This is a genomic window from Cohnella abietis (assembly GCF_004295585.1).
Lineage (GTDB): Bacteria > Bacillota > Bacilli > Paenibacillales > Paenibacillaceae > Cohnella > Cohnella abietis.
This window is the reverse complement of record NZ_AP019400.1, coordinates 1,132,473-1,147,102: the sequence shown is the minus strand read 5'-3', so window position 1 is coordinate 1,147,102 and position 14,630 is coordinate 1,132,473. Positions and strand designations below refer to the sequence as shown.

14 protein-coding genes are annotated in these 14,630 nt (G+C 44.2%); 3 read left to right on the top strand and 11 right to left on the bottom strand.

The features are described 5' to 3' along the window. Window positions 1-297 precede the first annotated feature (297 nt). The 4 genes from KCTCHS21_RS04705 to KCTCHS21_RS04695 form a co-directional block, all read right to left on the bottom strand. Window positions 298-828, bottom strand: coding sequence for a hypothetical protein (locus tag KCTCHS21_RS04705; protein WP_130605423.1), 531 nt, complete (start codon window positions 826-828; stop codon window positions 298-300). A 14-nt stretch (window positions 829-842) separates the two neighbouring features. Next, window positions 843-1,055 carry a hypothetical protein gene (locus KCTCHS21_RS31065; RefSeq protein WP_162309229.1) on the bottom strand — a complete coding sequence of 71 codons (213 nt, stop codon included), beginning with the start codon at window positions 1,053-1,055 and terminating at the stop codon, window positions 843-845. 202 nt (window positions 1,056-1,257) lie between these two features. Then, complete coding sequence (locus KCTCHS21_RS31635; protein ID WP_269472762.1) at window positions 1,258-1,392, bottom strand: polymorphic toxin-type HINT domain-containing protein; 135 nt, start codon at window positions 1,390-1,392, stop codon at window positions 1,258-1,260. 181 nt (window positions 1,393-1,573) lie between these two features. Beyond that, window positions 1,574-3,529 (bottom strand): glycoside hydrolase family 36 protein, encoded by a 1,956-nt coding sequence (locus KCTCHS21_RS04695; RefSeq protein WP_130605421.1) that lies wholly within the window; start codon window positions 3,527-3,529, stop codon window positions 1,574-1,576. On the opposite strand from KCTCHS21_RS04695, the gene KCTCHS21_RS04690 reads away from it, so the two are divergent. Further along, complete coding sequence (locus tag KCTCHS21_RS04690) at window positions 3,471-4,544, top strand: helix-turn-helix transcriptional regulator (protein ID WP_130605419.1); 1,074 nt, start codon at window positions 3,471-3,473, stop codon at window positions 4,542-4,544. The genes KCTCHS21_RS04695 and KCTCHS21_RS04690 overlap by 59 nt on opposite strands. Window positions 4,545-4,652: 108 nt before the next feature. Here KCTCHS21_RS04690 and KCTCHS21_RS04685 read toward each other — a convergent pair whose 3' ends face one another. The 5 genes from KCTCHS21_RS04685 to KCTCHS21_RS04665 all read right to left on the bottom strand — a co-directional run bounded on the left by KCTCHS21_RS04685 (window position 4,653) and on the right by KCTCHS21_RS04665 (window position 9,659). Next, on the bottom strand, window positions 4,653-5,150 hold the full coding sequence (locus KCTCHS21_RS04685) for a DUF1854 domain-containing protein (RefSeq protein WP_130605417.1): 498 nt from the start codon (window positions 5,148-5,150) through the stop codon (window positions 4,653-4,655). Beyond that, window positions 5,150-7,342 carry an ABC transporter ATP-binding protein gene (locus KCTCHS21_RS04680; protein WP_130605415.1) on the bottom strand — a complete coding sequence of 731 codons (2,193 nt, stop codon included), beginning with the start codon at window positions 7,340-7,342 and terminating at the stop codon, window positions 5,150-5,152. Before KCTCHS21_RS04680 ends, KCTCHS21_RS04685 begins: the two co-directional genes overlap by 1 nt. Window positions 7,343-7,370: 28 nt before the next feature. Then, window positions 7,371-7,637, bottom strand: coding sequence for a CD3324 family protein (locus KCTCHS21_RS04675; protein ID WP_130605413.1), 267 nt, complete (start codon window positions 7,635-7,637; stop codon window positions 7,371-7,373). Between the two features lie 356 nt (window positions 7,638-7,993). Continuing rightward, window positions 7,994-8,710 carry an SGNH/GDSL hydrolase family protein gene (locus KCTCHS21_RS04670; RefSeq protein WP_130605411.1) on the bottom strand — a complete coding sequence of 239 codons (717 nt, stop codon included), beginning with the start codon at window positions 8,708-8,710 and terminating at the stop codon, window positions 7,994-7,996. Between the two features lie 97 nt (window positions 8,711-8,807). Beyond that, window positions 8,808-9,659 (bottom strand): AraC family transcriptional regulator, encoded by an 852-nt coding sequence (locus KCTCHS21_RS04665; protein ID WP_130605409.1) that lies wholly within the window; start codon window positions 9,657-9,659, stop codon window positions 8,808-8,810. 260 nt (window positions 9,660-9,919) lie between these two features. Between KCTCHS21_RS04665 and KCTCHS21_RS04660 the strand changes: the two genes are divergently transcribed. Continuing rightward, window positions 9,920-10,900 (top strand): zinc-dependent alcohol dehydrogenase, encoded by a 981-nt coding sequence (locus KCTCHS21_RS04660; protein WP_130605407.1) that lies wholly within the window; start codon window positions 9,920-9,922, stop codon window positions 10,898-10,900. Then, the gene (locus KCTCHS21_RS04655; protein ID WP_130605405.1) at window positions 10,897-11,886 is read left to right on the top strand and encodes a zinc-binding dehydrogenase; all 990 of its coding nucleotides are present in this window, start codon (window positions 10,897-10,899) and stop codon (window positions 11,884-11,886) included. The genes KCTCHS21_RS04660 and KCTCHS21_RS04655 overlap by 4 nt, the downstream gene beginning before the upstream one ends. A gap of 396 nt (window positions 11,887-12,282) precedes the next feature. Here KCTCHS21_RS04655 and KCTCHS21_RS04650 read toward each other — a convergent pair whose 3' ends face one another. Further along, complete coding sequence (locus tag KCTCHS21_RS04650; RefSeq protein ID WP_130605403.1) at window positions 12,283-12,633, bottom strand: hypothetical protein; 351 nt, start codon at window positions 12,631-12,633, stop codon at window positions 12,283-12,285. Between the two features lie 38 nt (window positions 12,634-12,671). Then, the gene (locus KCTCHS21_RS04645) at window positions 12,672-14,519 is read right to left on the bottom strand and encodes an FAD-dependent oxidoreductase (RefSeq protein ID WP_232058075.1); all 1,848 of its coding nucleotides are present in this window, start codon (window positions 14,517-14,519) and stop codon (window positions 12,672-12,674) included. Window positions 14,520-14,630 lie beyond the last annotated feature (111 nt).

Sequence of the window (14,630 nt, the reverse complement as noted above, 5' to 3'; positions counted from 1 at the left end):
TGCATTTAAAGAAATTTCATATGGGTCTGATGAAAGTACAACCCCATTTGAGACTGCCGCCCGATTCATTCGGCAATGGATGGGGTTAAAAGAAAGACCTTGAGATTGCCGCCCTCAAGGTCAATAAAAACTATTTTCCCCACTCTTTCAATAATGTATTACTCGCTAAGTCTATGCAGAGAACTTTACTGTACTCTAAAAAATTGCTGTATAAGCTTTCAAACATTATTGAAACCTTATCTTTTTCCATAAATATTGAACTAGGGTTTAGAATCTTTTAAATTATAAAGGACAATATTATAAGTTGTAGATGATACCTTCTTTTTCGATTGCTTTGTACTCAGTAGTTAGACGGTTCATTCCCGGTAAAATCCCTTCTTTATATCCGGATTTCACCAATGCCTGTATGATATTGTGTAACACTCTTTTCCATTCTGCACAAAACGATTGTTTTGGTATAGTGACAGGGCCACTCAGAATCAGTAATTGTTCAGTTCCTCCTACTACACTCCCCCACTCAGAATTTATTTTTAGTTTTTCTAAATCCCAAGTCAAAGTCCATATGTTAGCAAATGTGTTCGACACCCAATGAATAACTAACTCTCCTGATGTTTCTATTCTTAGCTTTTCCAATACGTTTAAAATATCATCTATCATTAGACTTAAATCGTATTTATAGCTTAAAGGAATGGGAATAGTATTCCACATTAAAATTGCCGACTCACTCCACAAAGGAAACACGCTCTCTATAGCATCTGATAAAGTGTCTACCTCGTTATCAAATTCTTCATTATACCTAGGGGAACTTGCTTGTATCCTAAAATTCATAGAGCAATCTCCTTTTACGGTGCCGGGTAACCATGGAAAGTACCGGTACCATTGTTTCTAGCAAAGATTTTTGTCGCTTTCACGGTTGTTCCATCAGTCATGTGCACAATTGAAGTAGAACCAGTAGGTAAATCAAACCATACGCTTTTACCAGCCTCTAGTATGCTTACTTTTGGACCCGCAAAATCTAAGTCTGCTTTGCTCCATTGCCCTTGATTTTTATTCAAACTTTTAGCAGTCGCTGGATCTTCTGTCCAATTAACTCCATGCTTACCTGATTTGAGGTGTTTAGCTTCTGGGCGAAGACATCCATTTGTATTATGAACCCAAATCCCAATATCAGTAACATAATACGTGCGGAAGTCAGCAACCGTAAAATTGTAAACCGTAACTGGTTCATCTAACTTAACAACTCAACCTTATCAATCGTCAGGTTGCTTCCGCAGCCTTTTGAAGTTTATCTCCTACTTGAAGTTCATCAGCAAAAATCCATCCCTTACCTTCCACCCAGAACGGATGATTGTCGGTTGTCTCGATGATTTGCTCCCCAACGTAAAGCTTAATTATATCATCACGTTGACTGCGGTAAAGATTAGTTACTTCCTTTTTACTTAGGAACTATCGAAAAGGCATTGGGACAGGAAGGCTATACCTGTTCCAACGCCTTTTGATTTTTGAGAGACCCCAAGGAAGTGTTGCCTCGGAGTCTCTCTTCATTACATTGCACCTATATTTTCCTAGCCTATCAAGTTCGTTCCGAAAGTCGACAATGAATCAGACTAGCTTGATTTGCCGGAAGATCAACCTTCAGTCCCTCTCTCATCCATTCTAAGCCGTTACCATACAGGCTTTTCTCTTCTACTTTATCTGATGATAAGTAACGTATTTCATAGCTTTGCTCGCTATCAAGCCCATATAAAGGAATGCTCATCTTCATATCATCACTACCAGAAAAAATAAAGATTACCGCTTCATCCCCTGAATAGCTCGTAAACTGTACAGCATCCCCGTCTTCCGAAGCTGTTGGAATGGATGTAAGCTGATAAAAGTCCTGAACGAGCAAGTGACGAATGCTCTTAAAATGTGCGCTCCATTTTTCCATCGTAATCGTTAATTCAGGAGACCAACTCGCTATGTCTCCATCAAAGGCTAATTTACCCATCATCCTGCTTAGGACCGCAACATCGTTAAATTGTGCATCCCCTTGTCTTCTGCCCACAGCCACACTGCTATTCAACAAATGACCCGGCAGGAATCGATTGGCTCTTGCCTGCATATAGCGACAAATCCATGGGTCCTTGGAATGATCAGAAAACCACAAGGTATGAGATCTTCTGATCGTACCCAGATCGATTCTACGTCCTCCACCTGCACATCCCTCGATCATCAAATCTGGGTATTTTTCGATTAAGGTATCTAGTACTCTGTATAATCCTTCCACGTAGTGAAATGTATATTTCAATGTAGGATCTATCTTGTCCCAGTACCCCTGTGGCTCAACATTGAAATCCCAACGGATCCAGACAAGCTTTAATCGTTGAATCCATCCGCCAATCATCTCGATTAAATAGTCCTGCACATCCTTTAAAGCTAAATTCATAAGAAACTCATTTTTACCTTCCTCCTTAACAATGAACCATTCCGGATTACGTTCTACCAGTATTGATCCCTGACAGGCTCGCTCCGGCTCAAACCATAGCCCAAATCCCATCCCTAATTCCCTAACGTAGTCGGCAAGAGGATCTAACCCCTGAGGGAACTTCTTCTCATCTACCTGCTCCCAGTTTCCAGCTCCATATGGAAAATCACCCGGAAACCATGAAGCATCAACGACAAAGGTCTCCACTCCCAATTCAGCAGCCCGCTTTGCTTGCTCTCTCATGAGTGTCTCGTTCAGCTCGTTATCAATACCAAACCAATGATCATAACTGACGATCGGAATCATCGGTTTATTATGATACTGCGCACAAACATTCTCGTGCAAATGCTTGCGAAGTACCTGCGTACCTGCACGGTGCCCACCGGAGAAAAAACCGATCTGAACGGCTGGTAGGCTTAATATTTCCCCTGGCTGCAGCTGCATACCATTCACTTTAATGCCAACTGTCAGCTGGCTTTGGTCACTTACGTGGGCAAGCGAATATTCCGTTTCCTTCGGCTTAACCAAGCCTTGATGCTCTATGTACCAGCCACCTGACCATTCCATACCACAAAACAACCCATCGCTATTGGTGTCTTGTGAAGCCATTGACATAAGAAGGGGAAGATGCAAATCCGAGGATCTACCTCCCTTATGACTTTCTATACGGAATGTTTCTTCCGAACGAGAGTGTTCCTGGATTTGAAAGGCTTTGGGAGGATAATAAAATTCGAACGTACCCCCGTTCGCATACATATGTCTCCACTGAGTTCCTGGTATATTAAATATCAGCTTTAACGGTTGAATCTGATAAATCGGCTTAGTTAACTGTTCGGACAAATTTTCAATCGTATGCTTAACAACAAAGCTGTCCCCCACTGCTTGAATAGATGTAATTACTTTAAGCACGCCGTCCTCACTAATAGACGACATTTCATTTTGACCTAGCGGCGAAAAGGAGGGAAACTCGTAACCATCAATGTGAAACCCATTTGTTGCCTCGATGCGTTGCGTTAATGGTAGGTCTTCTCGCATTAATCTATTAACCCATTTAAGTGTCATTCTGTATTACCTCCACTTTATTGCTTATTATTTGTTGGTCCATGCGCTACAAAACCATTGTATATTTGCTTATATCCCTTTACAATTTCAATATCTTGCTTGGAGGTATACTATATTGCTATATCGTGAATCCGATTTCAGTTTCGGTTCTTATGGGTGTCATTTCTTGGAGTATCCCCCTAATTCCCCCGTACAATTGCATTCAATTGGGCTAATGAAGGTGATATCACCATCGTTTATTTGGAACGGGCTTAAACGAGGGAGCAATAAAATGTTTATTTTCCAATACACACTCTCAGGACAAGGCATGATTCGAATGGAAGACCAAACATATTCATTAAAGGCCGGTCAAGCCTTTCTGGTTGAAGTTCCAAGCGATCATGAATACTACTTCCCGCAGGATAGTGACCATTGGGAATTTCTTTATATCGCCCTGCATGGTGATCATGTAGGAGATTGCTGGTCCTTTGTCAAACAGACAATGGGCGTTATACCTACCATAGAAGCTGATGCCCCAGTCATTCGTTATTTGTTCAGAATATATCAGGAGATTGCCAAAAAAAGAATTACCGATGGGTTTCAAGCAGCGGGAACTACTTACCAATTCATAACCGAGCTCTATCGCGAGGCAAAAATAAAACAGGCCAATGTGGGACATTGGCCTGTTTGTGTTAGACTAGCGGTGCAGCTCATTGAAAGTGACTATCAAACTCTAGCCGGATTAGAGGATTTAGCTAATCAAGTATCGGTTTCCAAATATCACTTGGCTAGACTGTTCCATCAGCATACAGGAACAACCGTAGTCCAGTACCTAACAAAAATAAGAGTAAAAAAAGCGGTAGCACTGCTGCTTGAATCCAATTATACGATTGAGAAAATTGCCGAGTTAGTTGGATACAACAATGGAAAGTATTTTACTAAAATATTCAAGGAACTAGTTGGTTTGTCTCCAGGGAGATACAAGAAGAACTACGATATGATCACCGTTGACCACTTATTCTCCGAAACAAATTAATTGGAAAATAACCCTGATACGCGCAAAGACGATCCTCATCCAATGGACGGGATCGCCTTATATTCGACTGCAACATATGCTTTTGGTATACCGCTACTATTTATTAGATTAAATAACATCGGTCAGCTGCATCCGGCTATGGCTGTCTAAAGCGTGCCAATCCAATATTTCGCAGCGTTTGCCGTAGATGTCCGTCAGGATGATCCGGCCTCCTCCAGGAAACTGCATATGCTCATGCAAGTTCCGCATGGCGATCCGCGTCGGACCCAGAGTCGTCTGCAGCTCCCATAGCCATAGATCGGATTTCTGCTTCACGCTATCTACCCGGGTTACCCGCGGAAGAAAATACCGCAATTGCAGCTCATGCCCCAATTCCATCCGACTTTCCTCGTCAAGCTCAGCAAGATCGCGGACAATGCCCAGCTCTTCGCCCTTGGCCGTACGAATCGAAATGAACTGAGTCGTGTATAAGAAGGGAAACGTCCGGTAAACGATTAGCTCCTCATACGCCGTTCCTTTAACGACGCCTTGAAAGACGCCCCCTTGACCTCGGCTGAAGAAGGCTTCGCCCAGCTCAATCATATGAATATCGTAGCTGTCTTTCATTAGCCTTCAACCCCCTTGATCTTGGAAAGCTCTTTCTGCGCGTCTACTAGCTTACGATATGCCCCGCCATCTTGAGCGAGTAGCTCTTCGTGGGTTCCGACCTCCACGATTTTCCCCTTATCCAATACGACAAGCCGGTCTGCATTCCGAAGTGTAGACAACCGATGCGCAATCGCAAACGTTGTTCGGCCCTTAACAAGGCGCGAGATTGCCTCTTGGATTTGCCTTTCCGTCTCTGTATCCACCGATGCGGTCGCTTCATCCAAGATGAGAATACGCGGATCGTGAATGATCGCGCGGGCAATCGCTACCCGCTGCTTCTCTCCGCCCGACAGCCGATGCCCGCGTTCCCCGACTCTGGTATCATAGCCATCCGGCAACTGAACGATAAAATCATGGGCATTGGCGATTTTCGCCGCCCGCATCATTTCCTCCGGCGTTGCATCCATCTTGGAGTAAGCGATGTTCTCCGCAATCGTGCCATCGAACAAGAACGTTTCCTGCAACACCACGCCGATCTGCTTACGGAGATCGGACTGACTTATGCTGCGCAGATCGATGCCGTCCATGCTGATCCGACCGTCATCCGTATCATAAAATCTGCAAATCAGATTAATGAACGTCGACTTACCCGCACCTGAATGACCGACTAGCCCGATCATTTCTCCAGCCTTAACCTGCAAATTAATATCCTTCAGGACAGGGTGATGCTTCTCGTAACCGTAAGTCACATTTTCAAAAACGACTTCGCCCTTAAGCACTCCAATCGGAACAGGGTCCTGCGAATCCGGCACGTCGGACGGAGTATCCATAATCTCGAACACCCGATCGGCGGCGGCCAACGCGTGGCTAGCCCAGTTAATCATCTGACTGACCCACTGCAAAGGACCGAACAGCATACCTAAGTAAGCGATCAACGCCATTAGCACACCCAATTGAATTTCATCCTGTAGCACCGATAACCCGCCGAAATACCAAATGAGCAATGTACCCGTGGCCGCAATAAGCGAAAAAAACGGGAACATAAACTGCCAAAGCCCTTCTATCCGAATATTATGGCGCACCAGCTCGCGGTTCGCCTCCGTGTAACGAGACATCTCCGTCTTTTCTTGACCGAAGGCCTTAACCACGCGAATCCCTTGAAGCGAATCACCTACGAGTACATTCAATCGGAAAATAGATCTCCACTGCTGGTACCAGCGTCGCCCGATTTTGGGCCATATTTTCAACGATGTAAAAATTAAAATAGGCATAGGAATCAATGCGAATAAGGTCAGCTTCCAATCGAGCCCGAACATGATAATGAATATGGCGATGACCCGCAGCGACTCACCGCTAACCCAAATAATACCGTCCGTCATAAACTGGCGCATCGCTTCCGAATCATTATTGACCCGTCCAATGAATTGCGAGGTTTGTCTCCGGTCAAAGAAGGCAAGCGACAATCTCATTAAAGAACGATATATGTCGTTGCGCAAATCCCCCATCAGCTTGGAACCGACCCATACCCCGATCAATCCGCGTACCGTTTGCATGACCGACATGACCAATGCCGTTGCGCCAAGACCGAGCACTACCCACAATAGCGTCGATCCTGCGCTTTTCGGCTGAAGGACATCGTCGATCATGACTTTGGTTAAGTAAGGCGGTATGAGTTCAATGATCGTGGTAAAAATCAGCAGCAGCGCCGCACCAATCATTTGCCTCTTATAGGGGGTTGCGTAGCCCAGCATGCGGAACAAAACTTTTCCTTTGCTTTTACAAATCTGACACGTTTGAGTTCCTTCCAAGAGCGGGTTATTGCAACTCGGACAGTATCGCGGAAATTCCCTCTCCGAGACAACCGGGCGTTCTTCTTGCTTGGCCATTGCGCTTAACAACTTCGCGGCAAATCCGAATAACGATGATAGTGCCGCCGTATAGCGCGCGATTACTACCGGTCCTGCATCTGTATCCGCAAGCAATGTGCCGCCTCCGACGCCGTTCATTGCCCGCGCTTCCTTTAGCTCCCCGACAGGGAGCCGATAAGAGAGGGTGCCATCGGCGCTCCAGATCGCAACCTCTTGCTCCGTAATTGTAACCCACTGTTCCCCGAAATGGCCGCTTAACAGCAGGTCTGTTTTCACGCTGAAAATGGGATCGCCGGAAAACTGCATCCGAATTTTCTCTGGGAGCGTGCTATGAATTGACATGTTTTCCTCCATCCAACGAATGAGATCGTTAACGCGTCTTCACGATGATCTTGCGGATGCTCTCTCCGGATAAATGGTACTTTTTCTCTAAATCCATAATCGTCCATCCGCTCGTGAAAAAACGATAAATCTCTTCGTTCCTCTCGGCCAGCAGCTTCCTTGTTCCACTGACCTCTCCCCAGCTCGCCCGCCTATCAGACGGCTTGGGGATATAGACCAATTCACCTTGCACGTATTTCTGAAGTTCCTTTAATAAACTAGGGGGAAGCACATCTCTCCCATTTTTGTAAATCACGATAAACGTCCTCCTCATACAGGTTTAACTTAACTTCGTTTAGCGCAAAAGATGAAATATGCGGCATCTTTTTCACTGCCTCCTTTCGAGTATTTGGTCGTAAAACTAAAAAACTGTGGATGAATTATCCTCCACAGAAAATCTCTAATCTACGCTTGATTACGCTTGATTGCTTTAATAAGAGAAGGCCTTGCGGCCTCCTCCGTCCATAGCTGATTTCCGTATTAAACGGAAATCACCTCATAATTTATTACCACGTCGATCATCCCCTTTCCTAATATTTCGTCGGCCCGACAACCTCATTATAATTCCATTTTACGGAAAATGGGAAGCGAAAAAATATTTATAACTGAACTTTACCGCTTGTCGCAAATTCTAGCTTCAAGCTCATCAGACAGCTGATGATGAAAGGCAATGTCCGGATGATTGATTCCATTCGACAAGCGTGTATGAATATCAACGCCTGCTTGATCCATCTGCTCCCAGATGGCATGTACATCAAGCAAAGGTACAGCGTTATCAGCAGCATATTTACGTAGCGCATTGTTGTATTTTAATAAAGTACCCTCTTCATATACACGGATAAAATCAGGAACCAACGATTTGTAGACGTCTGGAACGTTGGGATTGTCTGTTTTTAGCATCATAATCGTGGTCAGGATAAGAATCTCTGCATCTGTCTCTGTCCTTATTCGATTAATCAGATCGCCGATAGCCGTTATATATTCCTCAATTCCTGCTTCGCCCTTATGACAATCATTGAGTCCGAAGCAAATCGTAACTAAATCTGGCTTGTATAAGAGGACATCTCGCTCCCAACGTGATCTGGATTGCTCCGCTGTATCCCCGCCGACACCTGAATTAATGACATTAAAATTAGCTTTAGGGTAATGTTTTTCCACTCGACGGCGCAAAAGCTCATGATAGACTTGTTCATGCTCTATGTCATCAGGGCCTAAACATCCTTGGGTGACACTATCCCCTATAGCAACATATAACACCGTTCTTGCTCCTGGATTTTCTGATTTATCCTTTAACCGTTGATGAAGTCGTGGAAATTCATGTTTACTCATAAATGGCACACTCCCCTAGTTGTCTAATACTAAAATTAAGATCAGTCTACCTCAATAGAGTCGGGAAGTATTTGTAGAATATTATCTATTCCAATGATTATTTCAGCTTTCGCCAATTCGTTGGACTCATGCCTGTTTTACGTTTGAACTCTCCACTAAAATGATGGATATTAGGATATCCCGTTTCTTCTGCCACCTTTTGGATCGGCATTTCCGTAGTGGATAAATAAGTTTTGGCTGCTTCCATACGCAGCTCCAATAAGTAATCAATCGGAGTAAAGCCTGTTTCCTCTTTGAATCTTTTTATTAAGTAGGTTGCTTGAAAATTACTAATATGTGTTAAGTCATTTAAGGTGATTTTGTTTTTGTAAGTGGATTCCATGTAACGTGCTAGCGTTTTGATGACATCATTGCTTAAAGAATAGCCTGATGAGAGTGCGTTGTTGCTTTTACTCAGCTTCATATCTTTTCCGTATAATTCTAGCGACCCTCTAACTAGCAGTAGAATTTTTTGCACATTTAGTAGAAGTAATTGTTCGCCATAGGGCTGATCTTGAATCTTCATATCTAGCATTTGGCTAACTTCATTAAGACATAGCTGCAGGAGAGGGGGCAGTGTGAAAAGGGGATCGGTTCCCGCTTGCAGTCGATTCCATAATAAAATATTTTGTAATTTCGAGAGATAAGGCTCTTCCTCAACACCTGTTAATTCTATGTACCAGAAGATAGCATTTTTGGAGTGGATAATTAAATCATGCGGGGTATTGGGCGTCAAAATAAATAAAGAAGACGGAGAAGCCTCGTATTGTTCACCTAACCAATGTAGCTGGAAAGAACCAGAGGCGAGAAAAAGTAATTCATAGGTAGGGTGTATGCCGCCCGTCTTATATTCAGGTGTAACAGAAACAGTAGAATCATGATAAACGTTACAATAATTTCTTAACTTCATTTAATCCTACCTCCCTTTTCTGCGCATCTTTATTCCTAACATTAGTTAAACGCGAATCAGTTGTAAACCTATTTCAAGTTAATTTATGTAGATGAGTGAAATATTATATAAATCAAAATACTATATAGGTGCTGAACAAGTATAAATTAACTGCTACTTACGCGAATCCAAGTAAGATTTAACAAATACTTTGGAGGATATATTTTTTACAATGAAGGTGGAATGAAATCCACACTTCAGCTACAGAATGGAGCTTTTATATGAAAGCATTGCAAATTGTAGGAAAAGATCAGTATTCCATTATCGAGACCGCAATCCCTGATGTTAAAGACTTCGAAATACTAGTGGAGCTTCAAATTGTTTCTACTTGTCCACGCTGGGATATTAATATGCTTGGTGGATTTAATATGTTCGATTATTCGATTTCTCCCGAATATCCGTTACAATACGGGTTTCCTGGACATGAGATGGCGGGTGTAGTTAAAGCAATTGGCAGCGGAATCCGTAAGTTTAAAGTTGGCGATCGTGTTGCCGCGCTTGAACATATTGGTGATGCTCCTGGTGCTTATGCGCAATATGTTTGCTTTAGAGAAGAGGATTTATTGAAGCTGCCTGAATCGATCTCTTACAAGCAGGCGGTCTCCTTTGAGCTGCTTAAATGCGTCATGATCGGAATGCTGCAGCTTGGGGATTTGAAAGGAAAATCCATTCTTATTTCAGGGCTTGGACCTGCAGGTATTCTGGCTGTACAAATGGCTAAATTATGGGGAGCTTCGCGTGTAGTAGGGATAGACTTAAACCAAGAGCGTGTTCAGTTCATCAATGACCTTGGTCTTGCGGAAGCCAAGCTCGTTAGCGATTTAACCGATGAAAAATTCGACCTCGGCTACGATTGTGTAGGTGCTGCACCTTCCGTGCAAAATCTATTTAACTTCGTAGAGGAGCATGTCGTTATATTTGGAGTGCTGCGAGGGGAATTGAAATACGCCGACCATTTGTGGTTTAAGGGCTTTAAGCTGGAGTCTTACAAATACCGTGGACTTGTTCAAAGAGATCATGATTTGTTGATCGACTTGGTGGCGAATAAGGGCTTGAACATGGAGTGCATCCAAACCCATCACGGTTCCTTTACTAAATATCACGAAGCTGTGCAGCTACTTAAAGAGCAAAAAGCGATTAAGGTTTATTTTTACCCACAAGAGGACTTTGAGAAAGCATCCGTTGCCGGTGAATCGCTATGATAGGCAAAGGGGTCGTTTTTACCGAAAAATTGAAGGTAGCGTATCAAGATGTCAGCATACCCACTCCCCTAGATGATGAGATTATGATAGACATCGAGCATTCTTGGATTAGCAATGGTACGGAATCCTCTTTTCTCCGTGGAGAGAGAACAGATGGGGAAACACCGTTCAGAGATGGTGACCCGCTTCCTTTTCCTCAAGTAGCAGGGTATCAGAAGGTTGGCACAATCACCTCGTTGGGAAAAGATGTGCAAGGCTTTACGATTGGCGATCAAGTCTTTGCTACTATAAGTAAGGTTAATGATTTGTTTTATTCTACAGGCGGGCATGTCAGTCCTGCAGTCACCCATGAAAGCCAGGTGTGGAAGCTGCCAGCTGAGGTTGATCCCATTGCTTATTCAGGGCTCGTATTGACTCAGGTTGGTTATAACTGCGGAATGGCTCCACCTGTTAATGCAGGCGATTACGCTATCGTTATTGGAGATGGAATGGTTGGGCAATGGGCAGCCCAAACGCTACTGCATCGTGGAGCTCAAGTCATTGTACTTGGTAGACATAATGACCGCTTGGATCTGCTTCCTGAAGGGATTCAGAAAGCGAATGTGAAGTCATCTTCTATTCAAGAAGCTGTGAAGGATGTTACTGATAAATTTTCAATTATTGTTGATACGGTAGGCTCTCTTGCAACGGTAACTGAATTGATTTCATTAGCACAGCACGGCTGCCATTTAGTTTCTGCTGGATTTCTTGGCGAGGATGGCAAAATTGATATCCAAATGCTTCGTAGCAAAAATGCTACCTTGTACTGTCCATCTGGCTGGAGTCAAGACGCCATGGATGCGACCTTGCAGGGGATTACAGAAGGCTGGCTGCAAACTACTTCACTAATCACGCACCGCTTTCCTGTTCAACAAGCCAAGGAAGCGTGGGATTTAATACTGGATCCCAAGCAAGCCAAGCTTGGCGTTATTCTAGATTGGATTTGATTTTGACAGGGGGCTGTCCCATAAGCGAGCTTATGGGTAGCCTCTTCTTTGTCTTTGTTGCTCGATATATTCGAACAATACCTCTGAATCGTGCCTCGTTAGGACCATGTTGCTCGAAATATTCGAACAACACCACTCAATCGTGCCTCATCCGGACCTCGTTGCTCGAAATATTAGTACATCTCCACTCAATCGTGCCTCTTCCGGACCTCGTTACTCGAAATTTTCGTACATCACCACTCATTCGTGCCTCGTCAGGACCTCGTTGCTCGAAATATTCGAACAACACCACTCAATCGTGCCTCTTCCGGACCTAGTTACTCGAAATATTCGAACATCTCCACTCAATCGTGCCTCTTCCGGACCTCGTTGCTCGAAATTATCGTACATCTCCCCTCAATCGTGCCTCTTCCGGACCTCGTTACTCGAAATATTCGTACATCTCCACTCAATCGTGCCTCTTCCGGACCTCGTTACTCGAAATATTCGAACAACACCTCTCAATCGCGCCTCTTCCGGACCTCGTTGCTCGAAATATTCGAACAACACCTCAATCGTGCCTCTTCCGGACCTCGTTGCTCGAAATATTCGAACAACACCTCTCAATCGTGCCTCGTTCGGACCCGTTACTCGAAATATTCGAACATCTCCACTCAATCGTGCCTCTTCCGGACCTCGTTGTTCGAAATATTCGTACATCACCAGCCGATCGCGCTTCTTCCGGACCTCGTTGCTCGAAATATTCATACATCTCCAACCAATCGCACCGTTTCGTATCTTCCGTTTCACTTAAATGTAACATGCAAATAGTAGTCCATGAAGTCTCGGATTAGCTTATATAGTTCTCCAACAGTCAATCGATCCTTGTTCTTAATCTCGTCGAGCGTTTTTTTGTTGAGCCATTTCGACCTTAGCATGAAATCAGTCGACGATCCGCCTTTATGGGTCATCCCCGCGACTTCGGTGATTCTAGAAGTCAACAGATCGAGTGAGATCGGTTCCTCTTTGGTACTATGATCAAATGATTGCTTGTTCGGAAACTTGTCGGGATACATTTTCTTTAAGCGGTTTATGATATTCGCTAGCTTCTTTTTTTTCGCTGGCTCGTCCAGCTTCCAAGCGTTCTCATATCCGCCAGTAGCTACGTAAAGGCTTACCGCAGTAAGCAATCCTGGATATGCTGACCCCTTCATATATTCGGGCTTCTCGAAAGGCCTCACTCGCAAATCCATTCCTTGCTTCGTAAGCCTGTTTTGAAGCTCCTCGATGCTTTCCTTCGACTTGGACAACTGCCGGAACGTGAGCTTGCGCTCCTTCGCAAGCTTGGCCGCGACACCCGCGGCTTCTCCAGTCGCCATTCCAAGCGGAATGACACGAGCACTGCCGTGCGGCAAAGTATCAAAGCTTGCCGAACGACCAACCACGAGCAATCCATCCACTTTTTTTGGTACAATACTTCGGAATGGCACACCGTACTGCATAGGATGCATCACCACACTACCTCCTATGTTATATGCGATACTTTGAATATCTACTTCGTAGGACCCATAAGCGATCGCGTCCCATTGATCACGGTTATTCATTAAATCTGCCATCGTGAGGCGATATTCACCCTCTATATGACGAGATTCCCTAATGTAAAGCTCGGGAGCAACACCCGCATATTTCAGCTTTCTGAAGCCCTTGTAATTCTTCTTCAAATAATCGACGATCAATGGAGCTTCTTTGGCGCCGATTCGCATACCCTCCTGAACGGAAGCTGGATCCAATGGATTGACACCATAAATTTGCATGCTGTTGATTAGGATCGTCCCGTTGTCTTCCCGGCCGATGTTCAGCCCTCGCATTTTGACGCGAGTAGGATTGGACGATTGATATTTCTTAACTTCCTTGTAGCCCCATATGCTCCGCGAATCTGAACCCACCTTATGAGACAGCTCTTGCCAAATCGCATCTGTTACACCACTGAGCTTAAACACGAGCGTAACGGCCATTTGCGCATTCGGTTCACCAATGTCCTTCCATCCCCATGTGAAAGGAGCTCCTGCGGCAGCCGCGATATCTGCGTCCTGTGTTGCATCAATGATGCTGACTGCATTTACATTGATTTCTTTTCCATCCTCCTTGACGATCCGCATTCCTGTTACGGCATTATTCGCAACAACTGGTTGCATCACCTTGACGTTCATCAATATATCTATGTTCGGTTCACTTAGCGTCAAATTATGAAAAGCATTCGTCGCCCTCTCAACGTCGAACGATGTTCCTTCTATTAAGTTAAACCATTCTTGAAATATCCCCCCATTTAAATAAGGAGACGGGTATTTCTTATTCACGACCGGTGATTTGTTCAAATCCAAAGTGTTCAGCCAACCTAATGTCATCAGACCGCCTAGCTTCCTACGGTTCTTACCATCGACAAGGAGTACCTTCAAATTGTTTCGTGCTGCTGAAATCGCTGCTACAATGCCCTCCGGGTCAGTGCCAGCTACAATAACGTCGTATGTAGGCTTGATCGTCTTTGTGGATTTAATGGTTAAAGGCTTCAAGTAAGTTCGATACGATTCGCCAAAGGATTGAGATTGCGGTAAAAGTATGAGGAAAGCTAGAATAAGTAAACTGGATCGAGTCAACCTGCGAAACAACATCGAAATGCTCATCTCCTCAATATATACATTGCGTAATATTACTTTTCAGTGCACCTAGTCTTTTACGCAATAAATTCCCTTTTGTTTCTAGTAGAG

Excerpts from the sequence above, each read along its gene's own strand:
- KCTCHS21_RS04665 (WP_130605409.1), bottom strand. The coding sequence starts at position 9,659 with ATGAAGTTAAGAAATTATTGTAACGTTTATCATGATTCTACTGTTTCT.
- KCTCHS21_RS04655 (WP_130605405.1), top strand. The coding sequence starts at position 10,897 with ATGATAGGCAAAGGGGTCGTTTTTACCGAAAAATTGAAGGTAGCGTAT.
- KCTCHS21_RS04660 (WP_130605407.1), top strand. The coding sequence starts at position 9,920 with ATGAAAGCATTGCAAATTGTAGGAAAAGATCAGTATTCCATTATCGAG.
- KCTCHS21_RS04690 (WP_130605419.1), top strand. The coding sequence starts at position 3,471 with ATGCGTTGCGTTAATGGTAGGTCTTCTCGCATTAATCTATTAACCCAT.
- KCTCHS21_RS04705 (WP_130605423.1), bottom strand. The coding sequence starts at position 828 with ATGAATTTTAGGATACAAGCAAGTTCCCCTAGGTATAATGAAGAATTT.
- KCTCHS21_RS04695 (WP_130605421.1), bottom strand. The coding sequence starts at position 3,529 with ATGACACTTAAATGGGTTAATAGATTAATGCGAGAAGACCTACCATTA.
- KCTCHS21_RS04680 (WP_130605415.1), bottom strand. The coding sequence starts at position 7,342 with ATGTCAATTCATAGCACGCTCCCAGAGAAAATTCGGATGCAGTTTTCC.
- KCTCHS21_RS04650 (WP_130605403.1), bottom strand. The coding sequence starts at position 12,633 with ATGAATATTTCGAGCAACGAGGTCCGGAAGAAGCGCGATCGGCTGGTG.
- KCTCHS21_RS04685 (WP_130605417.1), bottom strand. The coding sequence starts at position 5,150 with ATGAAAGACAGCTACGATATTCATATGATTGAGCTGGGCGAAGCCTTC.
- KCTCHS21_RS04670 (WP_130605411.1), bottom strand. The coding sequence starts at position 8,710 with ATGAGTAAACATGAATTTCCACGACTTCATCAACGGTTAAAGGATAAA.